Genomic DNA, 23,784 nt, shown 5'->3' with positions numbered 1-23,784 from the left:
TGACTTTGCCGTGGATTAACAAAACTACAGCCTATTCTTCGGCATCGGCGGCGATTACGCGCATGACATCGCCACGGGTGAGAATGCCCACCAGATGATTTTGCTCATCGACTACGGGCAGGCGGCGAATATCGCGATGCAGCAAAAGTTGAGCCGCTTTTGCTAACGGCTGATCCGGGCGGATCGTGGTGATAGATTTCTCGGTCATTACTTCTTTAACCGTCTGACCCAGCGCCTTGTGCAGTTCACGCTCGTAGCGGGCTGGATTTTCGAGATAAATAACGCTATCCAGCACCATGATGTAAGCGGGCGGAGTGACACCGCTCTCGCGCCACATCAAGTCGGACTCAGACAGGACACCGACCAGTTTGCCTTCATCATTGACAACGGGCAAGCCGCTGATTTTGCGCTCGGAAAGCAAGTGAATCGCGTCATTAATGGGAGTTTCTGGCTTGACCGTGACGATATCACGGTTCATTACGTCTGCAACAGTTTTGGCCATAGGAATGGAAGGGGCTGATAAACCTTGATTACGCCGATTGATCGCGCTTTTTTGTCACGAACTTCTGATGATCATTGTATAGCGCTATAGCCCGCTGGTTTCGCAGTAATGTTTAAGGACGGTAATGCAATTTGCGATCGCACCCAAATGGGCAATTTCATACCCGTGGGTATTCTGCGTCGGAAAGCCCAGACAAGCGGCACGAGATACATGTCCAAATTTCATGGCAATGGAGCCGTCGCTACCGAAGCCGCTGATCGCGGCGAGCTGGAGTGGAATATTTACCCGATCCGCCGCTCGCCGAATCTCACGGTTCAAGCCTTCGTCGTAGAGGCCATAGCTATCCTGCGAGAGCAGCACCGGAAATTCACCGCCTTCGATGGGGTATTCCGGGGCGAGGGGACTAATTTCTAGCGCAATCAGGCCGTCAATTTTCTGGCGCTGGGTGAAGTAGAGTGCGCCGATTGCGCCAACTTCTTCTTTGGCCGAGGCGACTAAATACAAATCAACCGCAGGCTGCTCGATCTGCTCTGCAAGAGCGAGGAGGATTGCTAACGACGCCTTGTTATCGAGTGTGTAGCTGGCGATATGGTCTCCCATGCGAAACGGGCGCTTGCGGTGCTTGCCAACCACCACTCTCGTGCCGGGGCGAATTCCGGCGGCAACCAGCGCCTCGTTGGACTGCTTGGTTTCTACCCAGGCATCTTCCCAGCGTAAGGGTGCCGTGTCTTGCAGATCTTTCTGTAGCGATTCGTGGGAGACATGGCGCGACCCAAAGGACAAAATGCCGCTGAGGGTTTGCTCATCCCCTAGTAGGTCTACGACTCCTTCGCCATACACCCAGGGAAACGCGCCGCCCAGCTTACGTACCTGGACACGCCCCTCGATTTCTACAGTTTTGACGATGGCCCCAATTTCATCTTTGTGGGCGGTGATGGCTAAACTGCGATCGCGGTTTTTTCCGGGTAAATGAGCAATGATATTGTCTGCGTCGTCCTGCCAAACCTGGACGTTTAATGCCTGAAATCGCTTCAGCAGCGTTTGGTTAATCTCGGTTTCCACACCGCTGGGCGAATGACACATGACCAGCGATTCAATCGTGGTGAACAGCGCATCGAAAGTTGGCCGACCAGATTCAGCATCTAACGCAGACATGAAGGGGTTCCTGTTGAAAGATCTCAGTCGTTTGATCTTACAGAAAATCTCTCAGAGTTTGAGGAGTGCCGTACTCAGCACGGCACCCCCTATTTTACGATTCAAGCACTATGCGGCTTTGTGCGTATGACGACGATAGGCTGTGGCCCCGACCGTCACGGCTCCCAATGCAACAAGGCTCCAGCGTGAACCGGGTTCCGGCACCGCTTCGGGTTCATGCAGTTGGGCAAAGGCAACATCAGCGACGATGGCATGGGCGGCAGTTGAGGGATGGAAGTTGTCCCAGAACAGATAAGAATCAGGATCGCTACAAACGCCAAAGGGATTGTCAACTGAAAACATGCCGTCACCTAGGCAGGCGTCGGTGACGTTGGTAAAACCATAATTGGCTGGATTTGCGATCGCATCTCCGAATAATCCATTCAGGTCAAACCCAATCAGATTCGCGGTTGGATTACTAAGCGATAACGAATCCAAAATTGCAGCCAAAGACTGGTTATAGCTGTTGACGATATTACTAATTACGCCAGCACTGGGCAACACGTTAAACCGTGGCGTTGCTCCAAGATCCGGCACGTTGCTCACCAGAATATTTTCCGCGCCGATGTCGATTAAACTTTGAAGCGCCGTTGTTGTGTTTGATAAAGACAGGCTGAGATCAGCAAAGTCTGGCGAACCAGCCAAGTTTGCCACAATGTCATTCCCACCCGCCACATAGATATAGAGCGCATCGTCATTCGGCTGGAGCGGGGCAGTGTCAATCAGTTGGGTAAACACGTTGACCTGTGACAAAACCCCTAGCGGCAGTGGGAAATTGGTCAGATTTGGGCCTGTACTCGCTCCACCAACAGCAAAGTTAATCCCATCATCTACATTTGTTGATACATCAGCGGCAAGGGCTGGAGCTAAACCTAAATCAGCCGCCAGGTATTCAACCCAAACGGGGCCGTTAGAAAATCGCTGAGCGTAGGGAGGCGTTTGCGGCACAAGCCCACCTGATGCCTGAAAAAGATTGCCCGGATCGGCAAGGCTATCGCCAAATACATAAATTTGGCTAAACGTAGCGGCACTGGCTTCGAGAGGCGCGATCGCAGCTAAAACAGCAATTCCGGCAGAAGCAAAATAGTGTTTCATAAGGGGGCTTAATGTTTATAAAAAGTTTTCAGTAGTTATACGCACACATGATGCAGAATCCTGATTTCCTCTTATAGCAAGATAACGAATTTCAAAGGCTTGCCTGCTGTTTGCATACGTTTTTTTACGCAGACGAGGAAATGTGAGGTTCAGATGAAGCGAGTGCCGAATAGGCCAGTTGTTTGTGAAATTGCGATGAGGATGCAAACCGTGCAGCTGCATGAGTCGGAACTGCACGGCTGAGACAATAGGTCTATGATGGACGCTGTACAATACGATGCATGCCAGCAATTTATCAAAACGTGAATCGACCACTCATCGCATGTAGAGCTAAAATCTGCGATCGCAGTGTCTCACCCTATGCCTAATCAATCTCCGACCGAATTGCCTACGGAGCTTATTCTCAGCCATTCACGGCAGTCTCTTGGACAGCTTTATTTAGATTGGGTACCTCAACCCGGTTCCTATCTTGACGTCGAGGGAAAAACCTACACGGTTCTGGAACGCCGCCATCGTTATCAGTTGAGATCGGGTCAGTATCAGCTGCATAAAATTGCCCTCTACGTCCAATCAGCTCCCCATCTAGACGAGCGCAGTTGGGTCGCGCAGCATTGGGTAGTGGGCGACGCCTCCTGTCGCTACAATGCCCAATCAGAGATTATGCGCTGTGCCGTCAATCCCAATGGCCCCTGCGACGGCTGCCAATTCTACGAACCCCAAGAATAAGGCTCCCTTTCTCCCCTACTCCCTTTCTCCCCTACTCCCTTTCTCCCCTACTCCCTTTCTCCCCTACTCCCTTTCTCCCCTACTCCCTTTCTCCCCTACTCCCCTACTCCCTTAAACATCCCTATCAACCAACCACTAACCACCACCCATCAACCAAAAACCATCAACCCCCCTGACGTTTCACCCCATTTAACGGCACAATGATGGCAAGCTTCTTTAGTTCGGTTTACGACCATGCCCATCCTCGATGATCATCGTAATCTGCTGTCTGACTTGATTAACCGCTATCGCGATCGCGTTGACTATCTCGCCATTCGCCTAGAAGAATCGGAAGGCACCGATATTATGCTGCGGGGTGACAAGATTGAAACTCTCAGCGAAGGGATTTCCGTTGGTGGACAGGTTCGGGCTTGCTACAAAGGCGGTTGGGGATTTGCCAGCTTTAATCAATTAGGAACATTACGCGATCGCATCGAAGAAGCCATTTCCTCAGCTCGCATCATCGGCGAAGGGGATACGAATCTGGCTCCGGTAGAGGCGATTCAAACCGTGCGTCGTCTGCCGCTGACGGGCACTGATCCGCGTCAGGTGCCGCTGGCTGATAAAAAAGCACTCTGCCAGCACTACTCCGATATTCTGCGCGGCGTAGATGACTGTATCACCACTGCATCTGTCCGCTATGGCGACAGCTCTCAGCGAATTATTCTCGCCACATCTGACGGCAGCTTAATTGAGCAGTCCTGGACGGATATGGAAATGCGGTTCGCGGCCACGGCCCGTAATGGCGAAACTGTGCAAACGGGGCGAGAAACCACGGGTTCCCGCAGCGCTTATGAAGATATGACCAATCTTGATGAGCAAGTCAGATGTGCAGCTCAGCGAGCGGTTGCGGCTCTTAATTTGCCCTCGGTGCGCGGCGATGTCTATACCGTGGTCATCGACCCAATTTTGACCGGACTGTTTGTGCACGAAGCGTTTGGTCATCTGTCCGAGGCGGACATGGCCTATGAAAATCCCGATTTGCTGGAAGTGATGACGCTGGGGCGGCGATTTGGGCCAGCGGATCTGCAAATCTTTGATGGGGCCGCTCCGGCAGGCCACCGAGGCAGCTATTACTACGATGATGAGGGCACTCCGGCCACAACGACGCAGTTGATTCAGGATGGGGTACTCGTCGGACGCCTGCACTCCCGCGAAACCGCTGGAAAGCTGGGTGAAGCTCCCACCGGAAATGCCCGCTGCTTGAACTACCACTATCCCCCCATTGTCCGGATGACCAATACCTGGATTGAGCGGGGTAAAACTCCGGTTAAAGACCTGTTTAGCGGCATTGAGCAAGGCGTTTATGCCCGTAACTGGCTGGGCGGCATGACCAACGGCGAAATGTTTACCTTTACTGCTGGGGAAGCCTGGATGATTCGCAATGGCGAAATTGCCGAACCTGTGCGGGATGTGACGCTATCGGGCAATGTCTTTCGCACTCTGGCCGACATTGAGGCGATCGGCGATGATTTTTACTGGGACGAGTCCGGCGGTTGTGGCAAGGGTGGACAGAGTGGTCTGCCAGTTGGTTGCGGTGGGCCTAGCCTGCGGATTCGTAATGTTGTTGTTGGTGGCGAAGTAGACGAGATGGAATAGTGCAGCCCAGTGGATTCGGTATGGTTTCTCCGTTTAAGGCACTATCAGCGGCGCAGTTTGACGCATGGGCTGAACAGGCGCGGCATCAAGCTATTCAGGGACATGTACCGAATCGAATTACGTTACTGGCGACGGCCAATCCCAACTGGTTTGCGGCCCAGATTTATGTCAACGATGCGGCTGATGGTACGAACGAGACAACGGAACGCCTCGTTTATCAAACTGGGGATTTAGCGCATTCTTTTGTTTTGATGAGCGTGATTAAGCCGCTGCTGCTGCTGTACCTGCTAGAGCAGTTTGGTGCCGAGCAGGTGTTTGATTGGGTTGGTGTCCAGCCTTCCGACCAACCGTTTAATTCCCTCGATCAGCTCCAGGCCGACCAGGGCTATCCTCGTAATCCCATGATCAACAGCGGCGCGATCGCACTTGCCGATAAAGTCCCTGGCTCCACTGCTGCCCACTGCTGTCAGATTCTCTGTGACTGGCTCAACGACAAAGCTCAGGTTAATCTTGCACTTGACCAGGCCATGCTGAACTCTGTTCGCACATTAGGACAAGCCCGTAACGAAGCACTGGCTGCGGTTTTACAGGAAGCTGGACGCTTAAAAAACGACGGCCAAGCTCTGGATACCTATCAGCAGATTTGCTGTTTGGCGGGCACGGTGACTGATTTAGTGAAATTAGGTTATCTACTGGCCGTTTCATCCAGTCGAGTTAAAGACCGTCATCGGCAGGCGGTGAATGCACTGATGTTGACCTGTGGCCTGTACGAAGCGTCGGCTCAGTTTGCGGTGCGCGTGGGTCTACCAATGAAATCTGGCATCAGCGGCGCTATCCTGGCCGTGGTGCCCGGTCAAGGTGCGATCGCAGTGTACAGTCCCCCGCTGGATAAAATTGGCAATTCAGTGGCAGGTATCACTTTAATTGAACAGTTAGCCAAGCATCTGCCTCTGAGCTGCTTGAGTTGAAGCTGATCTTGTTGAAACTGCAGACCGTTTATAGGAAACCGAATTATTGTTTGTGATCGTTAGGCCATGCCTGACGATCACAAACAGCTAAAACTGACAGCTAAACCTGGCTGTTAGGAGCGGATTTCGTATCAATGTCTAATTTGCCTCAGTGGACTCGGGCGTGTTTTCGGATGTGCTGTCAGAAACAGCACCCGTTTCACCATCGCTAGTTTGCTTTTCCTGAAGGCGCTTACCCCGCTCTTCGCGCTGTTTGCGGCTGGCTTCCAAGATATCTTTCATCACTTCCTGGGCCTGCGAGATCTTCTCCAGGTTGCTGCGATACAGGTCTAGATCCTTCTGCATTTTCTCGTCGCTAAAGCCGATGGCCGTGCAGACCTGCGTGATGAGTTCTTTACGCTTACCATCGTCTGCAATCGCCTCTGGAGCAACCTTTTCGAGTAGAGTGTATAGGCCAATTGCCAGCAGTCGGCTGTATTTGTAGTTTGGGTCGTTGGCAATAGTTTGAAAATAGCCGCCTAGTGCGCCAGAGCCAGCTCCTTCTGCTCCCGGTAGTTGACGTTTAAATTCATCGAGGGACAGGCCTTCTACACTGGCAGCCAATTGGGCTGCGTCCTGTCGGTATTGCTCTGGACTCACTTCCACAGATTGGCACAGAGCGTTAAAGATAGAGGTCTTATCTTGCTCAGGGATGTAGCCCTGCATGAAGCGGTCAAAGGTTGTAACCACACCTAGAGCGTAAATGGGATCGTATTTGAAATCGACATTTACAGAAAGCAGGTGCATTTCCACCATCATCTCTTCCACTACCCGACGATAGATGGAATTGATCGGACGCTTATGGTGGGCGTAGAAGGAGCGCTTGGTATCTGAAACAGTACGAACGTCAGTATTCACGGGCAAGTCTGATCAATTTTTATATAAGAGCATGTGTGGCACGATCTTTATTCTCGCGTTTTGCTGGACGTTTGCCAAGGTGAACTTCACGGAACGCTGGTGGGGTGTCCTCAAAAAGGGGAATAGCTACGGAATATTATGTGGCCTGTCAGCGTTAATCCGCACAACAAAAAAGCCTTGCCCAATCGAGGACAAGACTTGCAGTGATTCACCAGGATTAAGGATTGCCAAGTTATATAGGCAAACCTGAAGTTAATTTAAGCTGCGATCGCAAGCTGTAACTGTTGCGTTCACTACATGTATTTCTAGACTGCGATCGCAGTTGTCGATTCCACTGGAAAGCCTACTGCCTTCCATGCACCCAGGCCACCGATGATCTCCGCCACATTTTGGAAGCCTGCAGCCCGCAGTGCCTGGGCTGCGATCGCCGTCTCATCATCGGTTTCGCCGTATACATAAATATCTCGATTAAGCTCTAAACTGAGCCGAGCCTGCGCCGCCAATGAGTCCATCGGCAGATGAATCGCGCCTCGAATATGGCAATAGTTAAATGATTCGCGGTTGGAAACATCAATAATCGTGAGCGCAGGTTCACCCCAGTCGAGGCGCGATTTGAGATCGTAAACCCGCGATTTGGGTTTGAAGGGTGCCGGGATCGGAAAAATCCGTAGAAAGTTGCTCATGGAGTAACTGAGGTGTGAGGAGTACCCCTGCAATGTAACAACAATGCTAATAGATTTCAAAGAATTGCTAATAAAATATTCACAAATGTAGCGGTTTATGCATTTCTGTTTCTGCTTGGCTGAATTTAGTGGCGCTGATGCTGATACTGCTATTGCTATATATCGCTATATCGCTTTGCAACAAGAAAAGGGCAGCAGCGCTACTGTGCCCTCTTTCCGTCTATTTGATTTTGGCCGCCAGATTTAATTTCAAGGTTTTGGCTGCATTCGCTCCAGCCCAAGCTGAACTAGTCGATCCACGAGTTCTACAAAGTCAATACCGCTGGCTTTCCACAGCATCGGATACATGCTCGTCGAGGTAAATCCGGGCATGGTGTTGATTTCATTAATCAGGATATTGCCCGTCGCTTCGACATAGAAGAAATCAACCCGCGCAATTCCCGCTCCATCAATGGCTTGAAACGCGCGCACGGCGTACTCTTGAATTTTGGCTTTGACATCATCGGGCACTGGGGCCGGAATCGCTAAATCAGCGCTGCCTTCTGTGTACTTAGTTTCGTAATCGTAAAAATCGCTGTCAAAGCTAATCTCACCCAGCGTTGATGCCTGTGGCTCGCTGTTGCCGAGTACCGCACACTCCACTTCGCGCGCGGTCACGCCTGCTTCGACAATAATCCGCCGGTCGTAGCTGGCAGCGCTGTCCAATGCCGCTTCTAACTCGGAGCGCGATCGCACTTTGGAAATGCCGACCGATGAGCCGAGATTAGCGGGTTTGACAAAGCAGGGATAGTCCAGTTTGGCCTCAATGCGATCGCAAACTTTAGGAAAAACGCAGGGATTCGACCAAACCTCATCACGCGTGACGATTTCATAGTCAACTTGGGGCAGCCCAACCTGAGCAAAGGCTTGTTTCATAGCGATCTTGTCCATTCCTACTGAGGATGCCAAAACCCCGTTCCCCACGTAGGGCACCTGCATGAGCTGAAACAGTCCCTGAATCGTGCCGTCTTCGCCATTGGGGCCGTGCAGGATGGGAAACCAAACGTCTACATCAGCCACGGCTGTTGGAAACTGCCAAAGCTGTTGTCCATCTGCTTGATCCGTGTCGGTCACAATTGGCTGGCCTGATTCCAAAACCTGTTGCGCTGTGGCCGAATCACACCAAACGCCGTTTTTCTGAATATAAAACGGGACAACAGTGTATTTTTCGGTATTTGGAGCAGTGGTCAAGGCCGCAAAAATGGCCCGTGCCGAGCTAATGGATACCTCATGTTCACCCGAACGACCGCCAAATAAGAGTCCGACCGTTTGCGTTGCCATCGTGCCCACCTCTTTTCCTACATCAACTCGCAGCCAAATTTCAGCTAGGGTAGCACGATTTACCGACCCCGTTCTTCATCACTTTCAATTCGCTGAGCAATATCTAATGCTTGCTTCAGCAGGTGAGCTAAACCCACCCAAGCATAACTGCGATCGCTATCGACAGCTCGGAATAGAGCTGCTTTGCTTTGTGCATATTGCCAAATGCCCTGTAGTAGTCCAGAAACGCCATAGCGCTCTACCAGATCAGCCACGACTGCTTGAACTGACGGTTCACTGGATGAATCCGGCTGCTCTGGTGATGGTGATGGATCTGTCATGGTTTAGCGTTCTACTGCTCTATCTATATCGCTGAAGCCCACACTGGTACAAATCAGTGCGGCACAATTGGCAAAAACAGCGTCACGAAATAGAACACCAGCGGTGCTGTGAAGACATAGCTATCAGCCCGGTCTAAAATGCCACCGTGTCCTGGAATTAACTGGCCGGAATCTTTCACGCCTGCATCTCGCTTCATCATCGATTCAGTTAAGTCACCGAGCAAACTGGCTAATCCAATAATTAAACCGAGTGCCACGCCCGTCAGCGGCCAAATCGGCCAGCCGAGTCCCCAGGCTCCCAGAACGGCAATTGTGACGCTACCTGCTACGCCAAAAACGGCCCCTTCGACCGTTTTCTTAGGGCTAATATCTGAGAGACGAGTGCGGCCAAACAGTTTGCCAAAGATATATGCACCAATATCCGCCGCCCAAATACAGCCAAATGCAATCAGCGTCACCATTAAGCCCTGGGGCAGATGTTGAATATCAAGCCAGTCTGACCACTGTTCTGGCCAGAAACCGTCCAGCGGCAGATTGGCGCTTTCGACGCTGCCCAATGTGCGCAGTCTGACCCAGTAACTCGGCAGATAGCCACCGTAGAATAAACCCAATACGGACGCTGCTATATCAGCAATCGTGGCAAAGTTGGGTTGAAAGAGCAGATAAAAGCAGATAGCGGTTCCAGCCACCGGAAAAATCGCATCGGCCAAATCCGGCGATAATGTTGAAACGATCAGCAAGATTTGGCTGACTACCAGCGTGGTCTTGGCCGCTGGGGCAATGCCTTTAGCCCGCACCATCTCAAAAATTTCTTGCTGCCCCAGATAAATGATGATGCCGAAACCAGCCGTAAAGTACCAGCCCCCAGTGATCACAATTCCAAGGGCAAAAACGATGGCGACAATTCCGCTAAGGATGCGAGACCAAGGCATGAAACAACTCTCGTATATAAAAAAGTATTTTTGATAATTTAGGCGAATCGAGGAGCCTCTGCTAGGAAGCCAAGGGCAGTTGAAGCAATGCTTAACAGATGCTTAACAAATTCATCTGGATTAAGCTTGGGGCAAACAAAAAGTAAACAAAGAGATTTAGGGTCGGGGCATTCTCACTATTTCTGCAGCTGTCTTACCATGATGGCTTTTTACAGCATGTCTTTCGGATGACCCAGTCACACGATGCCTTAAGACTAGGTTAATGATTTTGACAGCAGTCTAAAAGAATCTCAAGACTGACAAACAAAGCCATGAGAGTGGGAATTGAATTTTTCGTATACAAATGTAAATAATGTTGTGTCCTGTAAATTTTAATGTATTTGTTTGTCGATTGACTTGACGGAATGAATTTGGAGTTTGATTGCCTCAAGGTGGTTTTAGCATTGTGCGATCGCACCTTTTCAGTGTCCGTTCAACCCTGTCATAGCGATGCTTCTGTGATTCACTTTTATCCAAATCCTCAAATTTGATCCGCTCAATTACAATGACTTTAAGACTGTTAAATCGATCACTTTTTTGCTTTATTTTCGCTACAATAGATGCTGTAAATGCTGCTAAACAACAATCTTGCGCGACACAAATCCATTTGTAACAAAATATTTAGATAGGCAAAGAAATAATGCGCGTATCTAGACATTTTGCAAGGTTAGTTTCATATTGAGCAACAACAGAGTAATTATTTTTACTGCTCTGTAATCTTTAACCATCTGTAGTATTTTCACTGGCATTATTTACTATGACTACGACTCTACAGCAGCGCGATCGCGCTGGTGCATGGGAGCGTTTTTGTCAGTGGGTGACCAGCACCGATAACCGCCTCTATGTAGGTTGGTTTGGTGTGATTATGATCCCTACCCTGCTGACCGCAACCACGTGCTTCATCATTGCGTTCATCGCAGCTCCTCCCGTTGACATCGACGGTATCCGTGAGCCTGTTGCAGGTTCTCTGATATACGGTAACAACATCATCTCTGGTGCAGTTGTTCCCTCTTCCAACGCTATCGGTCTGCACTTTTACCCCATCTGGGAAGCGGCTTCCCTCGATGAGTGGTTGTACAACGGTGGCCCTTACCAGCTGATTATCTTCCACTTCTTACTCGGCATTTCTTGCTATATGGGTCGTCAGTGGGAGTTGTCCTACCGCCTGGGTATGCGTCCCTGGATCTGCGTAGCTTACAGCGCTCCGCTGTCTGCCGCTTTCGCAGTATTCCTAATTTATCCTCTAGGCCAAGGCTCCTTCTCTGATGGTATGCCTCTGGGAATCAGCGGTACCTTCAACTTTATGTTCGTGTTCCAAGCTGAGCACAACATTCTGATGCACCCCTTCCACATGCTCGGTGTGGCAGGCGTCTTCGGCGGCAGCTTGTTTTCCGCTATGCACGGTTCTCTCGTGACCTCTTCTCTGGTGCGTGAGACCACTGAGACCGAGTCTCAGAACTACGGCTACAAGTTCGGCCAAGAAGAAGAGACCTACAACATCGTGGCAGCGCACGGCTACTTCGGTCGTCTCATCTTCCAATATGCGAGCTTCAACAACAGCCGCAGCCTGCACTTCTTCTTGGGTGCATGGCCCGTGGTTGGCATTTGGTTCACGGCACTGGGCATCAGCACAATGGCGTTTAACCTGAACGGCTTTAACTTCAACCAGTCTGTATTGGATAGCCAAGGCCGCGTTGTCGGCACCTGGGCTGACGTACTGAACCGGGCGAACCTGGGTATGGAAGTGATGCACGAGCGCAATGCTCACAACTTCCCGCTTGACTTGGCATCTAGTGATGTTTCTCCAGTTGCTCTACAAGCCCCCGCAATCAACGGCTAAGCTTGCTTAGTCGGCTAGCTCTCAGAAACTAGCGGAAAGCGCCTTCCTCAGGGAAGGCGCTTTTTTGTTGTGTATAGCGTTAGTCAATTACTGTTCTTTTGGACTGTGGTGGCACTGAGGTAAGTGAAGCGAGAGGAGGGCAGGAGTAAAAAGGCTTAAGGGGAGCGGGAGCAGGGGGGCAGAAGATCTTAGAACTTTTGCCGCTTAAAGAGATGAGCGCAAGGCATATTCTTACCACTCAGAGCCTATCTAGAAACCCTCTCAAACCCCTAATGCGTCGTAGCCAGATCGGGGTATTCGGATAAGTTCTCAGTACTCAGGCCATCGCTACGCATGAGCAAGCTACAGCACTCAGAATTGTGGATTAATATAGCCTGTAAACCGCTCCATTCTTAGGGACACGGCATTGCTGTATCCCTACCCCAGTGAAACAGCGGTGCTCGCCCAAGGGGGCTATCTCTACATAGAACTACAGTTCTGAGATGCCGAGCATCGCTAATAACTGATCCTCAGATATTTGCGGCACTCCTACCTTTTCGGCTTTGGCGAGCTTGTTACCGCTGGGGTTGTCGCCAACCACAATGTAGTCTGTTTGAGCACTGGGCATACTGGTGATGCGGGCACCTGCGGCTTGCACCATGTCGCGTAATTTGTTGACGTCAATTCCTTTGAATGTACCTGTAATCACGATAGTTTTGTCTGCTAGGGATGAATTTGCAGCGGCATCTTCAGAGAGTAATTCTCCTGGCTCAGGTGATTCAGCCGATGGTGCCGCAGGGATTTCTGGCGTAGCCGATTTTTCCTCTGCTGGTGGGGAAGCAGGACTAGCTGATGGTGGAGATGGTTGGTATTGAGGTTGATTTTGGACAGTCGATGACTGAGCGCTTAATTGCTCATTTTCTTGAGCTAATGCGGCGATTTGCTGCTGCAAGCTGCCAACAACTTCCTGGGCCATTTTCATTGCTTCTTCCAGGGTGCGTTTTTCGCCTGTGAGTTTTTGCACCTGAGTTTCGAGAGACTGAACCGTTGTCTGAGTTTGCTCTAGTGCTTGTTCAAGCTGCTGCCGTTCAGCGGTTAGTGCCTCTAAAGTTTTTTCTAAATCGGCATCAGTGCCAGACACAGCTTGAGCGGACTGTTCTAGGGATGCAATTTGCGATCGCAACTCACTAATTGTCTGTTCAGCCGTTTGAACCTGCTGGCTAAACTGCTGCCGCTCTTGGGTAAGCTGGTCAATTTGAGTTTGCAGGCTGGAGACATTGTCCTGCAGGGCGTTGAGCTCCTGACGAGTGCGATCGCGTTCCTGGGTCAATTGTTCAATTTGCGCTTCCAGCTCGGTTGGATCTTCCATCGCTTGCAGCATATCGTCGAGTTCAGCGTTTTGCTGCTGCAAGCTTTGGAGTTGTTGCTGCAAAGCCTGAATCTGCTGTTCTAATGTTGCCGAAGTATCCTGAGCAGCTTGTAAATCTTGGGTAAGCTGCTGCCGTTCTTCATGCAGTGCTTCGATTTGGGACTCAAATTCACTTGTATCAGCGGCTTGTTCCGTGGCTTGTTCCAGCGATAGGGATAAGTTTTCATTTTGATGCTCCAGATCGCTAATCTGGCTTTGCAAATCCTTGAGGGTGTCCTGACTGGTCTGGAGTTCTTGCTCGAGCTGATCGCGTTCTTGCGTCAGGGATATGAGTTGAATTTCTAGTTCGTCCGTATCAGCCGCTTGCTCCAATGCGGTGGTTAGTTCGGCATTTTGCTGCTTTAGAGTTTGTAGCTGGGCTTGTAGCTCGTCGAGTGACGTTTGCGCAGTGGTTTGGGCATCTTGAAGTTCCTGGGTGAGTCGCTCCCGTTCCTGCTGTAGCTGTTGGAGTTCACGTTCTAAATCAGTGGTATCGGTTGCGGTATTCAGTGCCTCTGCCAGTTGCGAGTTAAGCTGCGAGTTCTCCTGCTGGAGTTCACTCAGTCGGCTTTGCACCGCTGCCAAATTATCTTGCAGCGATCTCAGATTCGTCTGAAGTTCATCCCGTTCCTGCTGGAGAGCAGCAATTTGGTCTTCCAGTTCAGCCGTATCTACCTCAGATTCTGTCGAGGTGACCAGAGCAAGCTGCTGCTCAAGTCGTTCAATTTCGGCTTGCAGCGGCGCGATCGCAGTTTGAGCATTTTCGGTTTCCTGTTCGAGATGTTCGCGATCCTGACTGAGGTCGCGGACAAGAGCGTCGAGTGAATCAACAGTTGATTGCGATTCTTGCAGCGCCTTTTCCAACTGCTGCTTTTGCTGGGTCAGCTCATCGACTTGGGTCTGTAGATCCTCGGTGGTACGGCTGGATTGCGTTTCAACGGTCGCTAAGTCTGCCTGAAGTTGCTCATTGATCTGCGTCAGCTCCGTCAGCTGCTGTCTTAGAGTACTGGCCGCATCTTGTTCCTGCTGCAGTGCAATTTCTAGCTCGTCGATTTGAGTTTGCCAGTCGGCACCATCCGTACTGGGCATTGAGGCTTGTTCCAGTTCGGTGATAATCGTTTCTCGCTCAGCCAGTTGAGCGGCTAACTCATCTTTTTCGGCAGCTAGATTCTGAATTTGCTGCCGTAGGTCTTGTACCGTGTCCTGCTCACTGTGCAGTTGAGCGGTGAGTTCTTCGAGTTTAGCCTGGGCATCTGCGCTGGCAGATTGTGATTCCACCTGGGTTTGCAGAACTGCGATCGCAGCTTCTTTTTCGTCAAGATCTGCCGCAAGTTGGTCTTTTTCCTGGGTCAAGGTGTCAATTTGCTGCTGAAGCGCTGTAGATTGGGCTTGGGCAGCGTCTAGCTCGGTCTCTAGTTCTAATAGGCGTGATTCCTGCTGTTCTGCCTGTTGAAGCTGGGTTTGTAAGACTGCGATCGCACCTTCCTGTTCTTCTAGGTCGCGGGTCAGGCTGGCATTGCGATCTCGAATCTGATTGAATTCTTGCTGGAGCGTTTGTTTTGTGGTGCGCTCCTGGGCCAGTTCGGCTTCAAGCTCGGTCAGGCGATCGGCATGGCTCGATGCATCTCGCAGTTGCGCCTGTAGTCCTGCAATGGCAATTTCTTTGGCCTCTAGCTCTTCTAGTAAATCATCACTATCCTGAGTGAGCTGCGCAATCTGTTCTTGCAGGGTCGTCGCTGATGTACGCTCCTGTTCTAGCTCTGTTTCAAGTTCTTTTAGCCGAGTTTGCTGTTGTTCAGCGGTTTTCAACTGGGTTTGCAGAGTTGCGATCGCGCTTTCCTTGTCGCTGAGCTGTTCAGCCAGCCGCTCTTTTTCGTGATTGAGCGTTTGCACCTGGTTACGCAGATCAGCAGCGGAGGTTTGCTGCGTCTGAAATTGGGTTTCAAGTTGCTGTCGCTGCTGCTCTAGAGCGGCAATTTGCTGCCGCAACTCTGCTGCTGACTGGCGCTCCTGCTCCAGCGCTTCATCTACATCTCGTTGCCCTGCGGATGATAGCTCCGTGATTTGCTGTTCTAGAGCAGTGACGGTTTGCTGGGCCAGATTTAGGGCTTCTTCCAATGTTTGCCGGTCGCTGGTCAGCGATTCAATTTGGGGCTGCAGCGATTGAATCGTCTGTTGCGCCGTATTGAGATCCGCCAGCAGTTGAGATCGCTCTTGGTTCAGCCCATCGATTTGAGCCTGAATTTCCTGGCTGGAGGTGGTTTCAGCCGCAGTGGCCTGTTCCAACTCAAGCTGCTGCTGCTCCAGCGATCGCACACTGGCTTCTGCAATCTGCAGTGCCTCAGACAGCGTCCGCTTATCTTGATTCAGTGCGGCCATCTGGGGTTGAAGTGCGGCAATTTGGGCCTGAGCCGTTTCGAGTTCTTCTGTCAGCTGCATCTGGGTGGCTGTGAGTGCTTGAATTTCAGCCTGCAATTGTTCGGAGGACGTATTCTCTTGTCGAAACTCCTGCTCCAGTGCAGCCTTCTGCTCTTCTAAGCGTTCTGCTCGTTGGTGCAGAGCTTCAACTGACTTCTGGGCATCTTCCAACAACTTCTCTAGGGCGCTGCGGTGACGACTCAAGTCATCTACCTGCTCTTGCAGCGACTGCACGGTTTGCTGGGCCAGCGTCATTGCCTCTTCCAGCGTCGTCTTGTCTTGGGACAGTTCACTGATCTGTTGTTCTAGTGCCTGTACCGTTTGCTGAGCCAGCGTCACGGTTTCCTGCATGGTGGCATTTTCCTGGTTGAGGCTATTGACCTGCTGTTCCAATGCTTGTGCGGTTGCTTGTGCCTCATCTAGAGCCTGCTGTAGCGCTTCATTCGCTGCGGCATCTTGTCCGTCTTCACGCTGGAGTGCTTCATTCGCTTGACTAAGATCCTCAAGCTGCTGCTGTAGGGTTTCAACTAGAGAATTGCGATTGCGCAGTGTTTCATTTAACTGCTCTTCTAACTGTGCATTTTGCTCGGTGAGATCCTTTAATCGGGTTTGCAGTGTATCGGCGTCTGTGTTTTGCTCACCTAAAGTGGCTTCAAGCTGCTCTTTGGCCTGGTTGGCCTCGCTAACTTGTTGCTCTAAGGCGGTCACCACATTGCGAGTCAAGTCCATCGCCTCTTGTAGGGTTTGGCGCTCTTGAGACACGTTTTCGATCTGGCGCTGCAGCTGGGCCACGGTATCAGTTGCCTGTTGCAAATTATGGGTAAGCTGCTCTTTTTCCTGCTCTAACCGTTCGGTCGTACCCTCAATCTCCTTGAGCTTTTGCTTTGAGGATGGCTGCACCATTAGTCCAATGACAAAGGTGATAATGCCAACAATTGCGGTCAAGCTATATGAAATATCGCCATCCATAACCCAAATCTCCCGCAGCCCCAGTGCTTACGCTTACAACTGACAATTTTAATAATCATCTCCCGTGATACCAGGAATTGGAGATGTTGCAAGCAGTTCAGTTACGAATTGATGTAATGCAGGACATTACGGGCGATCTTGATTAGGTAAAAATGCTTGTGCAGGTGTTTTATGTTTACGCCGTTCACGTTTTACTGAAGCTGGTTCTTAATGAAATATATCCGAGCAATCAAATTTTAGAGGACTAGATTTAGAGGGCTAGATCATGCATCAGGCCCAGTGCTTTGACTTTGACTTTGACCTTGACCTTGACTTTGACTTTGGCTTTATTAAACTACTGATATTGAAATTACTGAAAGTCATTATCCAAACTGGCTCACGTTTTTAATTGATTTTGTTTTGATCAATGATTCTCAGCACCAAATATAAGAATATCTAAAATCAGTAAACAAACTGACTTGGTATTGAAAATTGTATGCCCTCTGGATTATTTACTGCTTAAAATATTGCTTCACCAACTGCTGCATCAACCAATTATTTCAAACTGATTGAATAGGAATCAGAGCGTTTAGGTAAGACCCTAAACTGGCTTTATTTGTTAAATTGACTGTGTTCAAATTCCTCTTCTCAGACCGTATCGAACCAAATCAGCAATTTTGCGGGATCTAGATTAAGTGCAGTTGCTGCTCGTGGATTATCTGACTCTAGATATAGCGTTGCGATGCTATAGCCCTTCTGTACTCAGTGATCCCTGCTTAGAGAAGGAAGTGCGATCGCAACTATCGCAAAAGTAAACTTTGTTAAACCGACCGCGATCTCGATAGGCCAAGGGGCTATAGTTGTAATTGAAGCAGAGATGCTTCCCTGACAGATACAGCTAGTTAAGGAAAAAGGAGAGAACCTCTGATTAATCTAAGTCTGTCTCGTCAACCACAACACCCAAACAAAGTTGCTTATATTTCTTCAAATTGAAAAGAAGGGAGCAATTTGACTGAGATGATTAACGTAAAATAGTTTGCGATTCAGTCATAACTCTATTCATGATCGAAGAAAGTGAAGAATTCCCTGAGTCGGTTTGGGTGTTGTTGATTTAAAAGGAACTTGCGTCTTTGGATAAACGAATTAGGTGGTAAAACTTCGGTACTTCCTAATCTAATTAAAAGGAGCAAACTCTACAGCACCTAGTTCTTTTTTGATACGCAAACTTATTCGTTAACTATAAAGCCGGACGATTTATCGCTACGTTGCGTGTGATGAGTCGTCCGGCTTTATAGTGGCTGGCTTTATAGTGGCTGATTTTCGAGGCGACGAGTTATTGCGCTATTACTTTCTATTCTGAGTTGTCATGTCGGGAGGGCTGATTTTTATCGCCTAATTGCTAAATTTTCAGGTAAATGGGAGCAATTGGGTACAAAACGCTCCATTTCGGGATTACGAAGGTTTTCGCTTCATTCAATTCTTGCTCATTTTTCTAATCGGCGCGGTTAAAATGGCGTTAATTATGCCCACTTATCGCCCACTGCGATCGCAATCATAAGGCAGGTAGACGCAAATTATGGCCATTATTGCGCTGAAAGCTTGGTATCTCGGAGAATATGAGCCGATTCAAGAACTGGAAAAGCGGCCTCATGATTTGCGCTTGAGTAAAAACAGTTTGCTGAAATCTGGCCTGCGGGCTGATTTTTTAGATGACGCGGAAGATGTCAAGCAGTCGGACTGGTTTCAGCGCTATCTGGCTGGGGAGATGGTGGAGTTTTACATTGAAGGCAGCGGTGGCTACGCGATTTCTAATATCGACCTGATCAGCCATGAGCTGTATTTCACCAAGCGCGAAGTGATGACGCACTTGGAGCCAACGATTTTTCTGAGCTATCAGACGGAATATAGCGAGTCCAGCTCAATTCTGCGGGAAGAGCTGACGACGGTGATTGAAAAACTGAATCCCAAACTGCGTCTACCGCTAGCGCTAGAAGAATCACACCGTTTGACGGAAGGCCCGATTCGGCTCCAGAGTACGCTGATGCGTAAGTTGCGCCAGAGTTTGCTGTTTATTGCGGACGGCACGCCAATCGCTCAGATTCCAGGCACGCCGGCCCAGGTTTTGCCCAGTCCTCAAGTGAGCGTCGAAGTTGGCTATGCGTTGCAGTGTAAGCGACCAGAGCAGATTATCCTGGCGCAAATGGAGCGGACGGATTTTGCCGGACAGTTCCCGTTTGACGTCCCCGGTCAAAATCGGCTGATTTTCCAAACTGCTGCCGAAATGCGGAAGAGCTTACCCGATTTAGTGAAAGAGCGGCTACAGCGCTTTAATCTCCTTGCACGCTAGGTATATAGGTAAATAGGGGTGAATGGCCATTCGCCTCTACGCAACATTAATGGAATATGTAATCTGGACGTGCTTTCGTTCAGCGCAAATCCTAAAATTTGCTGATTTTTGTGGATGTGCGTTATTTTCGGGCATCACCAGCCCATAATGAGGACGGTGCGTTTTGAGTAAAGGTAGATTATGCCCAGAACACCCAGTGAATTTGTGGTTCATATTTTGATTGACGGCGGACATCGCGAAGAAGTGCGGTTTTCGACTATTCAGGATTTCCAAAAGTGGTACAGCGGCGAACTCGTCCCCAAGAGTACGTCCGATGACTTTATCAGCGTACCGATCAAGAACATTCAGGGCGAGTACATGGTGATTCGTCCCTCTAAGGTGATTGCGATTCGGGTGGAACCGATCTTCAGTTCTAGCGTCGAACGATACTAGACATTGAGTAGGTAAGTTGCCAGGTGAATTGCGATCGCATGCGAGGATTCAAAATTATTGGATTCCTGCTCGGATTGGGACTTGCCCTCTGGCTGAGCCCAGCATCCGGTCAGGTTCCACTCACCGATAGGCCGCCACTAGAGCCAGTGTCCATCACGGACATGACGGCTGTAGCATTTCCGGATCTAGGGCTGGATGAGCGGTTGTGGGGTGAGGGAAGTCAAGCTGGCGATCGGGCTGCGCTGTTGGCCTCGATTGACAACAGCTTGCGCTACCTTCAATCTGCTGAGGCGGTTGAAGCATATCGCAACTATCCGGTGGCGGGAGTAACTCGCGATCGCGTTTATCGCAGTTTGCAGCGGTTTCGTCAGCTTTTGCTGTCCAGCCAATCAGCCAGCGAATTTCAGCAAGCCGTGCAAAGAGAGTTTACCTTTTACCGCTCGGTGGGACATGACGGACAGGGCAGCGTCAGCTTTACGGGCTATTTTGAGCCGACCTATTTGGCTAGTCGCGCACCAACGGCAGAATATCGCTATCCCCTTTACTCGCCCCCGGCGAGTTTAAGCCGCTGGCCGCTGCCTCATCCCACTCGTCTAGAACTAGAAGGAGCCGACGGGCTTCAGGGCAGTCAGGGGCCGCTGCGGGGTTATGAACTGGTTTGGCTGCGCGATCGCTTAGAAGCTTTTCTAGTCCAGGTGCAAGGCTCAGCTCGATTGCAGCTTACGGACGGTAGCACCATGAGCGTAGGCTACGCCGGACGAACGGAGTATCCCTATACCAGCATTGGTCGTCAGCTCGTTGACGCAGGCAAGTTTAGCCTGGAAGAACTTACTCTGCCGCTGCTGCTGGACTACTTCAAGGCCAATCCTGACGAACTGGATCTGTACCTACCGCGCAATCAGCGATTCATTTTCTTTGAAGAAACCTATGGTCGGCCTGCTACAGGCAGTCTAGGTGTTCCCGTGACGCCTATGCGCTCGATTGCCACCGATAAATCCATCATGCCGCCTGGTGCGATCGCATTAATCCACGCTCCCCTACCGATGCGAGACAGCACCGGAGCATGGACAACCTCCCCCACCAGCCGCTACGTCCTCGACCAAGACACAGGCAGCGCTATCCGGGGAGCAGGACGAGTCGATGTCTTTATGGGCACAGGCACTGAAGCAGGCGAGCAGGCTGGTTTGCTCAATGCCGAAGGCGAAATGTATTACCTACTGCTCAAACATCCTTAAGATAGATTTTTGCGGGACTGCCATTGTTGCTCAACTCTATCCAGGTGGGTAGGCTAGTACTATCTATGAATGTAAAGATATTTAAAGACTTTATCAAACGCTCTCATTATTAGTCATTGTCACGAACTGTTCAGATCAAGATATTAAGACTTGGCAGGCGTGCGTCGAATTTTCTTTTTATAAATGATTTTCCGACCTTGACTGCGGCAGCAAGCTGTATTTGTAGCCGTCGCCACTTTGGTCGAGACATCTACGAAATCAAACGTTTGAACGTTTTCAACGTTCCCCATCGTCCTCGCCAATACTACAGCTATATCAACCGAGTGAGATTTACGGTGTGTTTCGCCAGCAGCAGCGCTGTAGCCAAATTCAAGATGAAACAACAGTCAATCTTGATAAACACCGATAGTCTGATGAACCTGCATTGATCTTTTGTTTCATTGAAAGGAATTGTATGATCACACCCTTGCCTGCGAATGAAGAACAGCGACTGGCTAAGCTGCTCAGCTATGACATTCTGGATACCGAGAGCGAGACCGCTTACGACGACATTACTCGGTTAGTTGCGCAAATCTGCAATGTCCCAATCGCTGTGATTAGTCTGGTTGATCGCGATCGACAGTGGTTTAAATCTGTTCAAGGGCTTGATGCGAATCAGACAGACCGCGACATTTCGTTTTGCACACATACCGTTTGGCAGCACGAACCGATGGTGATTCACGATGCCACGATTGACCCTCGGTTTGCGAATAATCCGCTGGTTACAGGCGATCCCCATATTCGCTTTTATGCAGGTGCGCCTTTAATCACGTCGGATGGATACGCGATTGGTAGCTTATGTGCCATTGATACTCAACCCCGCGAGCTATCCGATCAGCAACTTGAAGCACTGGTAGCGTTAAGCCGCTTGGTGATCAACCAGATGGAACTCCAGCGCAGCTTAAAGCAGATTACCCAGGAAACGAACCAGCGCCAGCAGGCTGAGGTCGCACTTGAACAGCAAGAACAGAAGTTCGCGCAGCTGATTGGCAAAGTCCCAGGAATGCTGTTTCAATTTCGGCTGACTGCGGACGGGCAAGCTTCATTTCCCTATGTCAGCGATCGCAGCCAGGAAATTTATGGTCTCACCCCAGCCGAAATTATGGCCGATGCCAATACAATTCTCAGTGTCGTTTCTGCCGGATATACCGAACAGTTTGAGCAGGCATTGAGGCAATCGGCCCAGACGCTACAAAATTTTGACTGGACAGTGCCGATTACGCTGGCCTCTGGTCAAGAAAAATGGTTGCAAATTCAGTCCACTCCAGAGCTACAGGCAGATCAGTCCATCCTGTGGCATGGCATTTTGATGGATGTGACCGAACAGCGTCAGCTACAGCAGGAACGCGATCGCTTATTGGCTATTTTGGAAACCACGCCTGATATTGTTGGGATGGCCGATGCAAAGGGGCAAAGCCTTTATCTCAATCAAGCTGGACAAGACTTTTGGGGCATTTTGCCTGAGCAAACCCAAAGCTTTAACGTAACGGAGGTGATGCCAGCGGCACTGGCTGAAACGTTTCTAACCGAAAGTATGCCGACAGCGATTCAAAATGGCTACTGGTCAGGCGAAATCACTCTGGTGAATGAGCAAGGCGCTCACATGCCAGCCTCCCAAATGGTGATCGCCCACAAAAATGATCAGGGCGACGTGGCATATTTCTCGACCATCATTCGAGACCTCACCGAACAGAAAGAACAAGCTAAGAAACTACAAGAAACCCTGCAAGCGCTACAACAGACTCAGGCTCACATGATCCAGACCGAAAAAATGTCGAGTTTGGGCCAGCTTGTGGCCGGAATTGCCCACGAAATCAATAATCCCATCGGCTTTATCCATACCAATTTGATCCATGCTCAGGGCTACTGCAACGACCTATTGAGCTTGATTGACTGCTATCAGCACTACAATCCCACCCCTCAACCCGCGATCTCAGATCGCATTGAGGCCATTGACTTGGACTTTCTGCGCGAGGATTTGCCGCATCTGTTTGGTTCAATGAGAACGGGCACCGATCGGGTCAAAGCCATTGTGGAATCGCTGCGAACCTTCTCCCGCCTAGATGAAGCGGAATTCAAAGATATTGATCTCCATGCCAGCATCGACAGCACCCTGATGGTTCTGGCGCATCGCTTAAGGGAGCAGAAGACGCATCCCCCGATCGCGGTCATCAAAGACTACAGTCAATTACCGAACATTCAATGCTATGCAGGACAGCTCAATCAGGTGATCATGCACCTGTTGAACAACGCCATTGATGCATTTGAAGATAGCCAACAGCCTCAACCAGAAATCCGCATTCAAACTCGCTTGGCCGACTCCAAAACCGTAGAAATTGCGATCGCAGATAATGGCTCCGGCATTTCAGAATCGCTCCAAGAGCGCATCTTCGACCCATTTTTCACCACAAAACCTGTCGGTAGAGGGATTGGCATGGGCTTATCGACCAGCTATCAAATTATTACTGACACCCACGGCGGCAGTCTGACTTGCACCTCAGCTATCGGTAAAGGCAGCACTTTTACGATTCATCTGCCCATCACACTGCCAGCTTTAGTGACCGATACCCGTTCTCAGTCTAGTGAAAAGCTCAGCCTAGTGAGAAGCACTGTAAATGCTGACTAATAAACGGTTTTAGCCAACCCCAATTTCAGGCAGTCGTCATAATAGCAGTTGTCAGATTGGTTAGGCCATTGGCAGACTCTGAAAACGTTCAAATGGTTAAACGCTGAATTTGGTAGATATCTAACCAAAGTGGCGATCGCTACAAGCGATCACCTTACACCCCAAAATCATGACCTTTTGAGGACTACCAACTAAACA

18 protein-coding genes are annotated in these 23,784 nt (G+C 50.0%); 9 read left to right on the top strand and 9 right to left on the bottom strand.

All coding sequences use genetic code 11. From position 1 onward, the window contains the following. Nucleotides 1–31: 31 nt before the first annotated feature. The 3 genes from AC286M_RS33935 to AC286M_RS33925 all read right to left on the bottom strand — a co-directional run bounded on the left by AC286M_RS33935 (nt 32) and on the right by AC286M_RS33925 (nt 2,791). Complete coding sequence (locus AC286M_RS33935) at nt 32–502, bottom strand: CBS domain-containing protein (protein WP_488208599.1); 471 nt, start codon at nt 500–502, stop codon at nt 32–34. Nucleotides 503–586: 84 nt separating this feature from the next. Further along, nucleotides 587–1,657, bottom strand: a complete 1,071-nt coding sequence (locus AC286M_RS33930; protein ID WP_488208598.1) for a M42 family metallopeptidase — start codon at nt 1,655–1,657, stop codon at nt 587–589. Nucleotides 1,658–1,765: 108 nt separating this feature from the next. Next, nucleotides 1,766–2,791, bottom strand: a complete 1,026-nt coding sequence (locus tag AC286M_RS33925) for an SGNH/GDSL hydrolase family protein (RefSeq protein ID WP_488208597.1) — start codon at nt 2,789–2,791, stop codon at nt 1,766–1,768. 360 nt (nt 2,792–3,151) lie between these two features. Between AC286M_RS33925 and AC286M_RS33920 the strand changes: the two genes are divergently transcribed. The 3 genes from AC286M_RS33920 to AC286M_RS33910 all read left to right on the top strand — a co-directional run bounded on the left by AC286M_RS33920 (nt 3,152) and on the right by AC286M_RS33910 (nt 6,123). Further along, a complete protein-coding gene (locus tag AC286M_RS33920) occupies nt 3,152–3,517 on the top strand; it encodes a DUF6464 family protein (RefSeq protein WP_488208596.1) in 366 nt (121 codons plus the stop codon). Nucleotides 3,518–3,751: 234 nt separating this feature from the next. Next, on the top strand, nt 3,752–5,155 hold the full coding sequence (locus AC286M_RS33915; protein ID WP_488208595.1) for a TldD/PmbA family protein: 1,404 nt from the start codon (nt 3,752–3,754) through the stop codon (nt 5,153–5,155). Between the two features lie 20 nt (nt 5,156–5,175). Then, nucleotides 5,176–6,123: a glutaminase gene (locus AC286M_RS33910; protein ID WP_488208594.1), complete on the top strand. Its 948-nt coding sequence runs from the start codon at nt 5,176–5,178 to the stop codon at nt 6,121–6,123. Nucleotides 6,124–6,261: 138 nt separating this feature from the next. Here the strand turns inward: AC286M_RS33910 and psb29 are convergent, their stop codons facing one another. Together psb29 and AC286M_RS33900 are read right to left on the bottom strand one after the other, a co-directional pair. Further along, nucleotides 6,262–7,020 carry a photosystem II biogenesis protein Psp29 gene (gene psb29 / locus AC286M_RS33905; RefSeq protein WP_488208593.1) on the bottom strand — a complete coding sequence of 253 codons (759 nt, stop codon included), beginning with the start codon at nt 7,018–7,020 and terminating at the stop codon, nt 6,262–6,264. 305 nt (nt 7,021–7,325) lie between these two features. Beyond that, entirely contained in the window at nt 7,326–7,703 is a 378-nt protein-coding gene (locus AC286M_RS33900) for a rhodanese-like domain-containing protein (RefSeq protein ID WP_488208592.1), read from the bottom strand. Nucleotides 7,704–7,818: 115 nt separating this feature from the next. Here AC286M_RS33900 and AC286M_RS33895 point away from each other — a divergent pair, with 115 nt between their 5' ends. Next, nucleotides 7,819–7,950, top strand: a complete 132-nt coding sequence (locus AC286M_RS33895; RefSeq protein WP_488208591.1) for a hypothetical protein — start codon at nt 7,819–7,821, stop codon at nt 7,948–7,950. Between the two features lie 2 nt (nt 7,951–7,952). Here AC286M_RS33895 and AC286M_RS33890 read toward each other — a convergent pair whose 3' ends face one another. From AC286M_RS33890 to AC286M_RS33880, 3 genes are read right to left on the bottom strand one after another with little or no spacing between them, the layout of a single operon-like run. After that, on the bottom strand, nt 7,953–9,023 hold the full coding sequence (locus AC286M_RS33890; RefSeq protein WP_488208590.1) for a D-alanine--D-alanine ligase family protein: 1,071 nt from the start codon (nt 9,021–9,023) through the stop codon (nt 7,953–7,955). Between the two features lie 59 nt (nt 9,024–9,082). Then, on the bottom strand, nt 9,083–9,343 hold the full coding sequence (locus AC286M_RS33885; RefSeq protein WP_488208589.1) for a hypothetical protein: 261 nt from the start codon (nt 9,341–9,343) through the stop codon (nt 9,083–9,085). 53 nt (nt 9,344–9,396) lie between these two features. Further along, nucleotides 9,397–10,275: a phosphatidate cytidylyltransferase gene (locus AC286M_RS33880; protein ID WP_488208588.1), complete on the bottom strand. Its 879-nt coding sequence runs from the start codon at nt 10,273–10,275 to the stop codon at nt 9,397–9,399. 796 nt (nt 10,276–11,071) lie between these two features. Between AC286M_RS33880 and psbA the strand changes: the two genes are divergently transcribed. Next, the gene (gene psbA / locus AC286M_RS33875) at nt 11,072–12,154 is read left to right on the top strand and encodes a photosystem II reaction center subunit D1 (RefSeq protein WP_488208587.1); all 1,083 of its coding nucleotides are present in this window, start codon (nt 11,072–11,074) and stop codon (nt 12,152–12,154) included. A gap of 469 nt (nt 12,155–12,623) precedes the next feature. Here the strand turns inward: psbA and AC286M_RS33870 are convergent, their stop codons facing one another. Continuing rightward, on the bottom strand, nt 12,624–16,928 hold the full coding sequence (locus tag AC286M_RS33870) for a BRCT domain-containing protein (RefSeq protein WP_488208586.1): 4,305 nt from the start codon (nt 16,926–16,928) through the stop codon (nt 12,624–12,626). A 1,555-nt stretch (nt 16,929–18,483) separates the two neighbouring features. Between AC286M_RS33870 and AC286M_RS33865 the strand changes: the two genes are divergently transcribed. The 4 genes from AC286M_RS33865 (at nt 18,484) to AC286M_RS33850 (ending at nt 23,586) form a co-directional block, all read left to right on the top strand. Continuing rightward, nucleotides 18,484–19,254, top strand: coding sequence for a hypothetical protein (locus AC286M_RS33865; protein ID WP_488208585.1), 771 nt, complete (start codon nt 18,484–18,486; stop codon nt 19,252–19,254). A 180-nt stretch (nt 19,255–19,434) separates the two neighbouring features. Further along, a complete protein-coding gene (locus AC286M_RS33860; protein WP_488208584.1) occupies nt 19,435–19,686 on the top strand; it encodes a hypothetical protein in 252 nt (83 codons plus the stop codon). Between the two features lie 38 nt (nt 19,687–19,724). Continuing rightward, on the top strand, nt 19,725–20,921 hold the full coding sequence (gene mltA / locus AC286M_RS33855) for a murein transglycosylase A (protein ID WP_488208583.1): 1,197 nt from the start codon (nt 19,725–19,727) through the stop codon (nt 20,919–20,921). Nucleotides 20,922–21,375: 454 nt separating this feature from the next. Next, the gene (locus AC286M_RS33850) at nt 21,376–23,586 is read left to right on the top strand and encodes an ATP-binding protein (protein WP_488208582.1); all 2,211 of its coding nucleotides are present in this window, start codon (nt 21,376–21,378) and stop codon (nt 23,584–23,586) included. Nucleotides 23,587–23,784: the final 198 nt, after the last annotated feature.

Source organism: Thainema salinarum CENA647 (assembly GCF_057732415.1).
The sequence above is the reverse complement of the archived record's forward strand: the minus strand, read 5'-3'. Positions and strand labels throughout refer to the sequence as shown.

What these genes read in the sequence shown, in the direction of transcription:
- AC286M_RS33900 (WP_488208592.1), bottom strand. Translation starts at nt 7,703, where the DNA reads ATGAGCAACTTTCTACGGATTTTTCCGATCCCGGCACCCTTCAAACCC.
- psbA (WP_488208587.1), top strand. Translation starts at nt 11,072, where the DNA reads ATGACTACGACTCTACAGCAGCGCGATCGCGCTGGTGCATGGGAGCGT.
- AC286M_RS33910 (WP_488208594.1), top strand. Translation starts at nt 5,176, where the DNA reads ATGGTTTCTCCGTTTAAGGCACTATCAGCGGCGCAGTTTGACGCATGG.
- AC286M_RS33930 (WP_488208598.1), bottom strand. Translation starts at nt 1,657, where the DNA reads ATGTCTGCGTTAGATGCTGAATCTGGTCGGCCAACTTTCGATGCGCTG.
- AC286M_RS33870 (WP_488208586.1), bottom strand. Translation starts at nt 16,928, where the DNA reads ATGGATGGCGATATTTCATATAGCTTGACCGCAATTGTTGGCATTATC.
- AC286M_RS33885 (WP_488208589.1), bottom strand. Translation starts at nt 9,343, where the DNA reads ATGACAGATCCATCACCATCACCAGAGCAGCCGGATTCATCCAGTGAA.
- AC286M_RS33850 (WP_488208582.1), top strand. Translation starts at nt 21,376, where the DNA reads ATGATCACACCCTTGCCTGCGAATGAAGAACAGCGACTGGCTAAGCTG.
- AC286M_RS33935 (WP_488208599.1), bottom strand. Translation starts at nt 502, where the DNA reads ATGGCCAAAACTGTTGCAGACGTAATGAACCGTGATATCGTCACGGTC.
- AC286M_RS33880 (WP_488208588.1), bottom strand. Translation starts at nt 10,275, where the DNA reads ATGCCTTGGTCTCGCATCCTTAGCGGAATTGTCGCCATCGTTTTTGCC.
- mltA (WP_488208583.1), top strand. Translation starts at nt 19,725, where the DNA reads ATGCGAGGATTCAAAATTATTGGATTCCTGCTCGGATTGGGACTTGCC.
- AC286M_RS33865 (WP_488208585.1), top strand. Translation starts at nt 18,484, where the DNA reads ATGGCCATTATTGCGCTGAAAGCTTGGTATCTCGGAGAATATGAGCCG.
- AC286M_RS33890 (WP_488208590.1), bottom strand. Translation starts at nt 9,023, where the DNA reads ATGGCAACGCAAACGGTCGGACTCTTATTTGGCGGTCGTTCGGGTGAA.
- AC286M_RS33915 (WP_488208595.1), top strand. Translation starts at nt 3,752, where the DNA reads ATGCCCATCCTCGATGATCATCGTAATCTGCTGTCTGACTTGATTAAC.
- AC286M_RS33920 (WP_488208596.1), top strand. Translation starts at nt 3,152, where the DNA reads ATGCCTAATCAATCTCCGACCGAATTGCCTACGGAGCTTATTCTCAGC.
- AC286M_RS33925 (WP_488208597.1), bottom strand. Translation starts at nt 2,791, where the DNA reads ATGAAACACTATTTTGCTTCTGCCGGAATTGCTGTTTTAGCTGCGATC.
- AC286M_RS33860 (WP_488208584.1), top strand. Translation starts at nt 19,435, where the DNA reads ATGCCCAGAACACCCAGTGAATTTGTGGTTCATATTTTGATTGACGGC.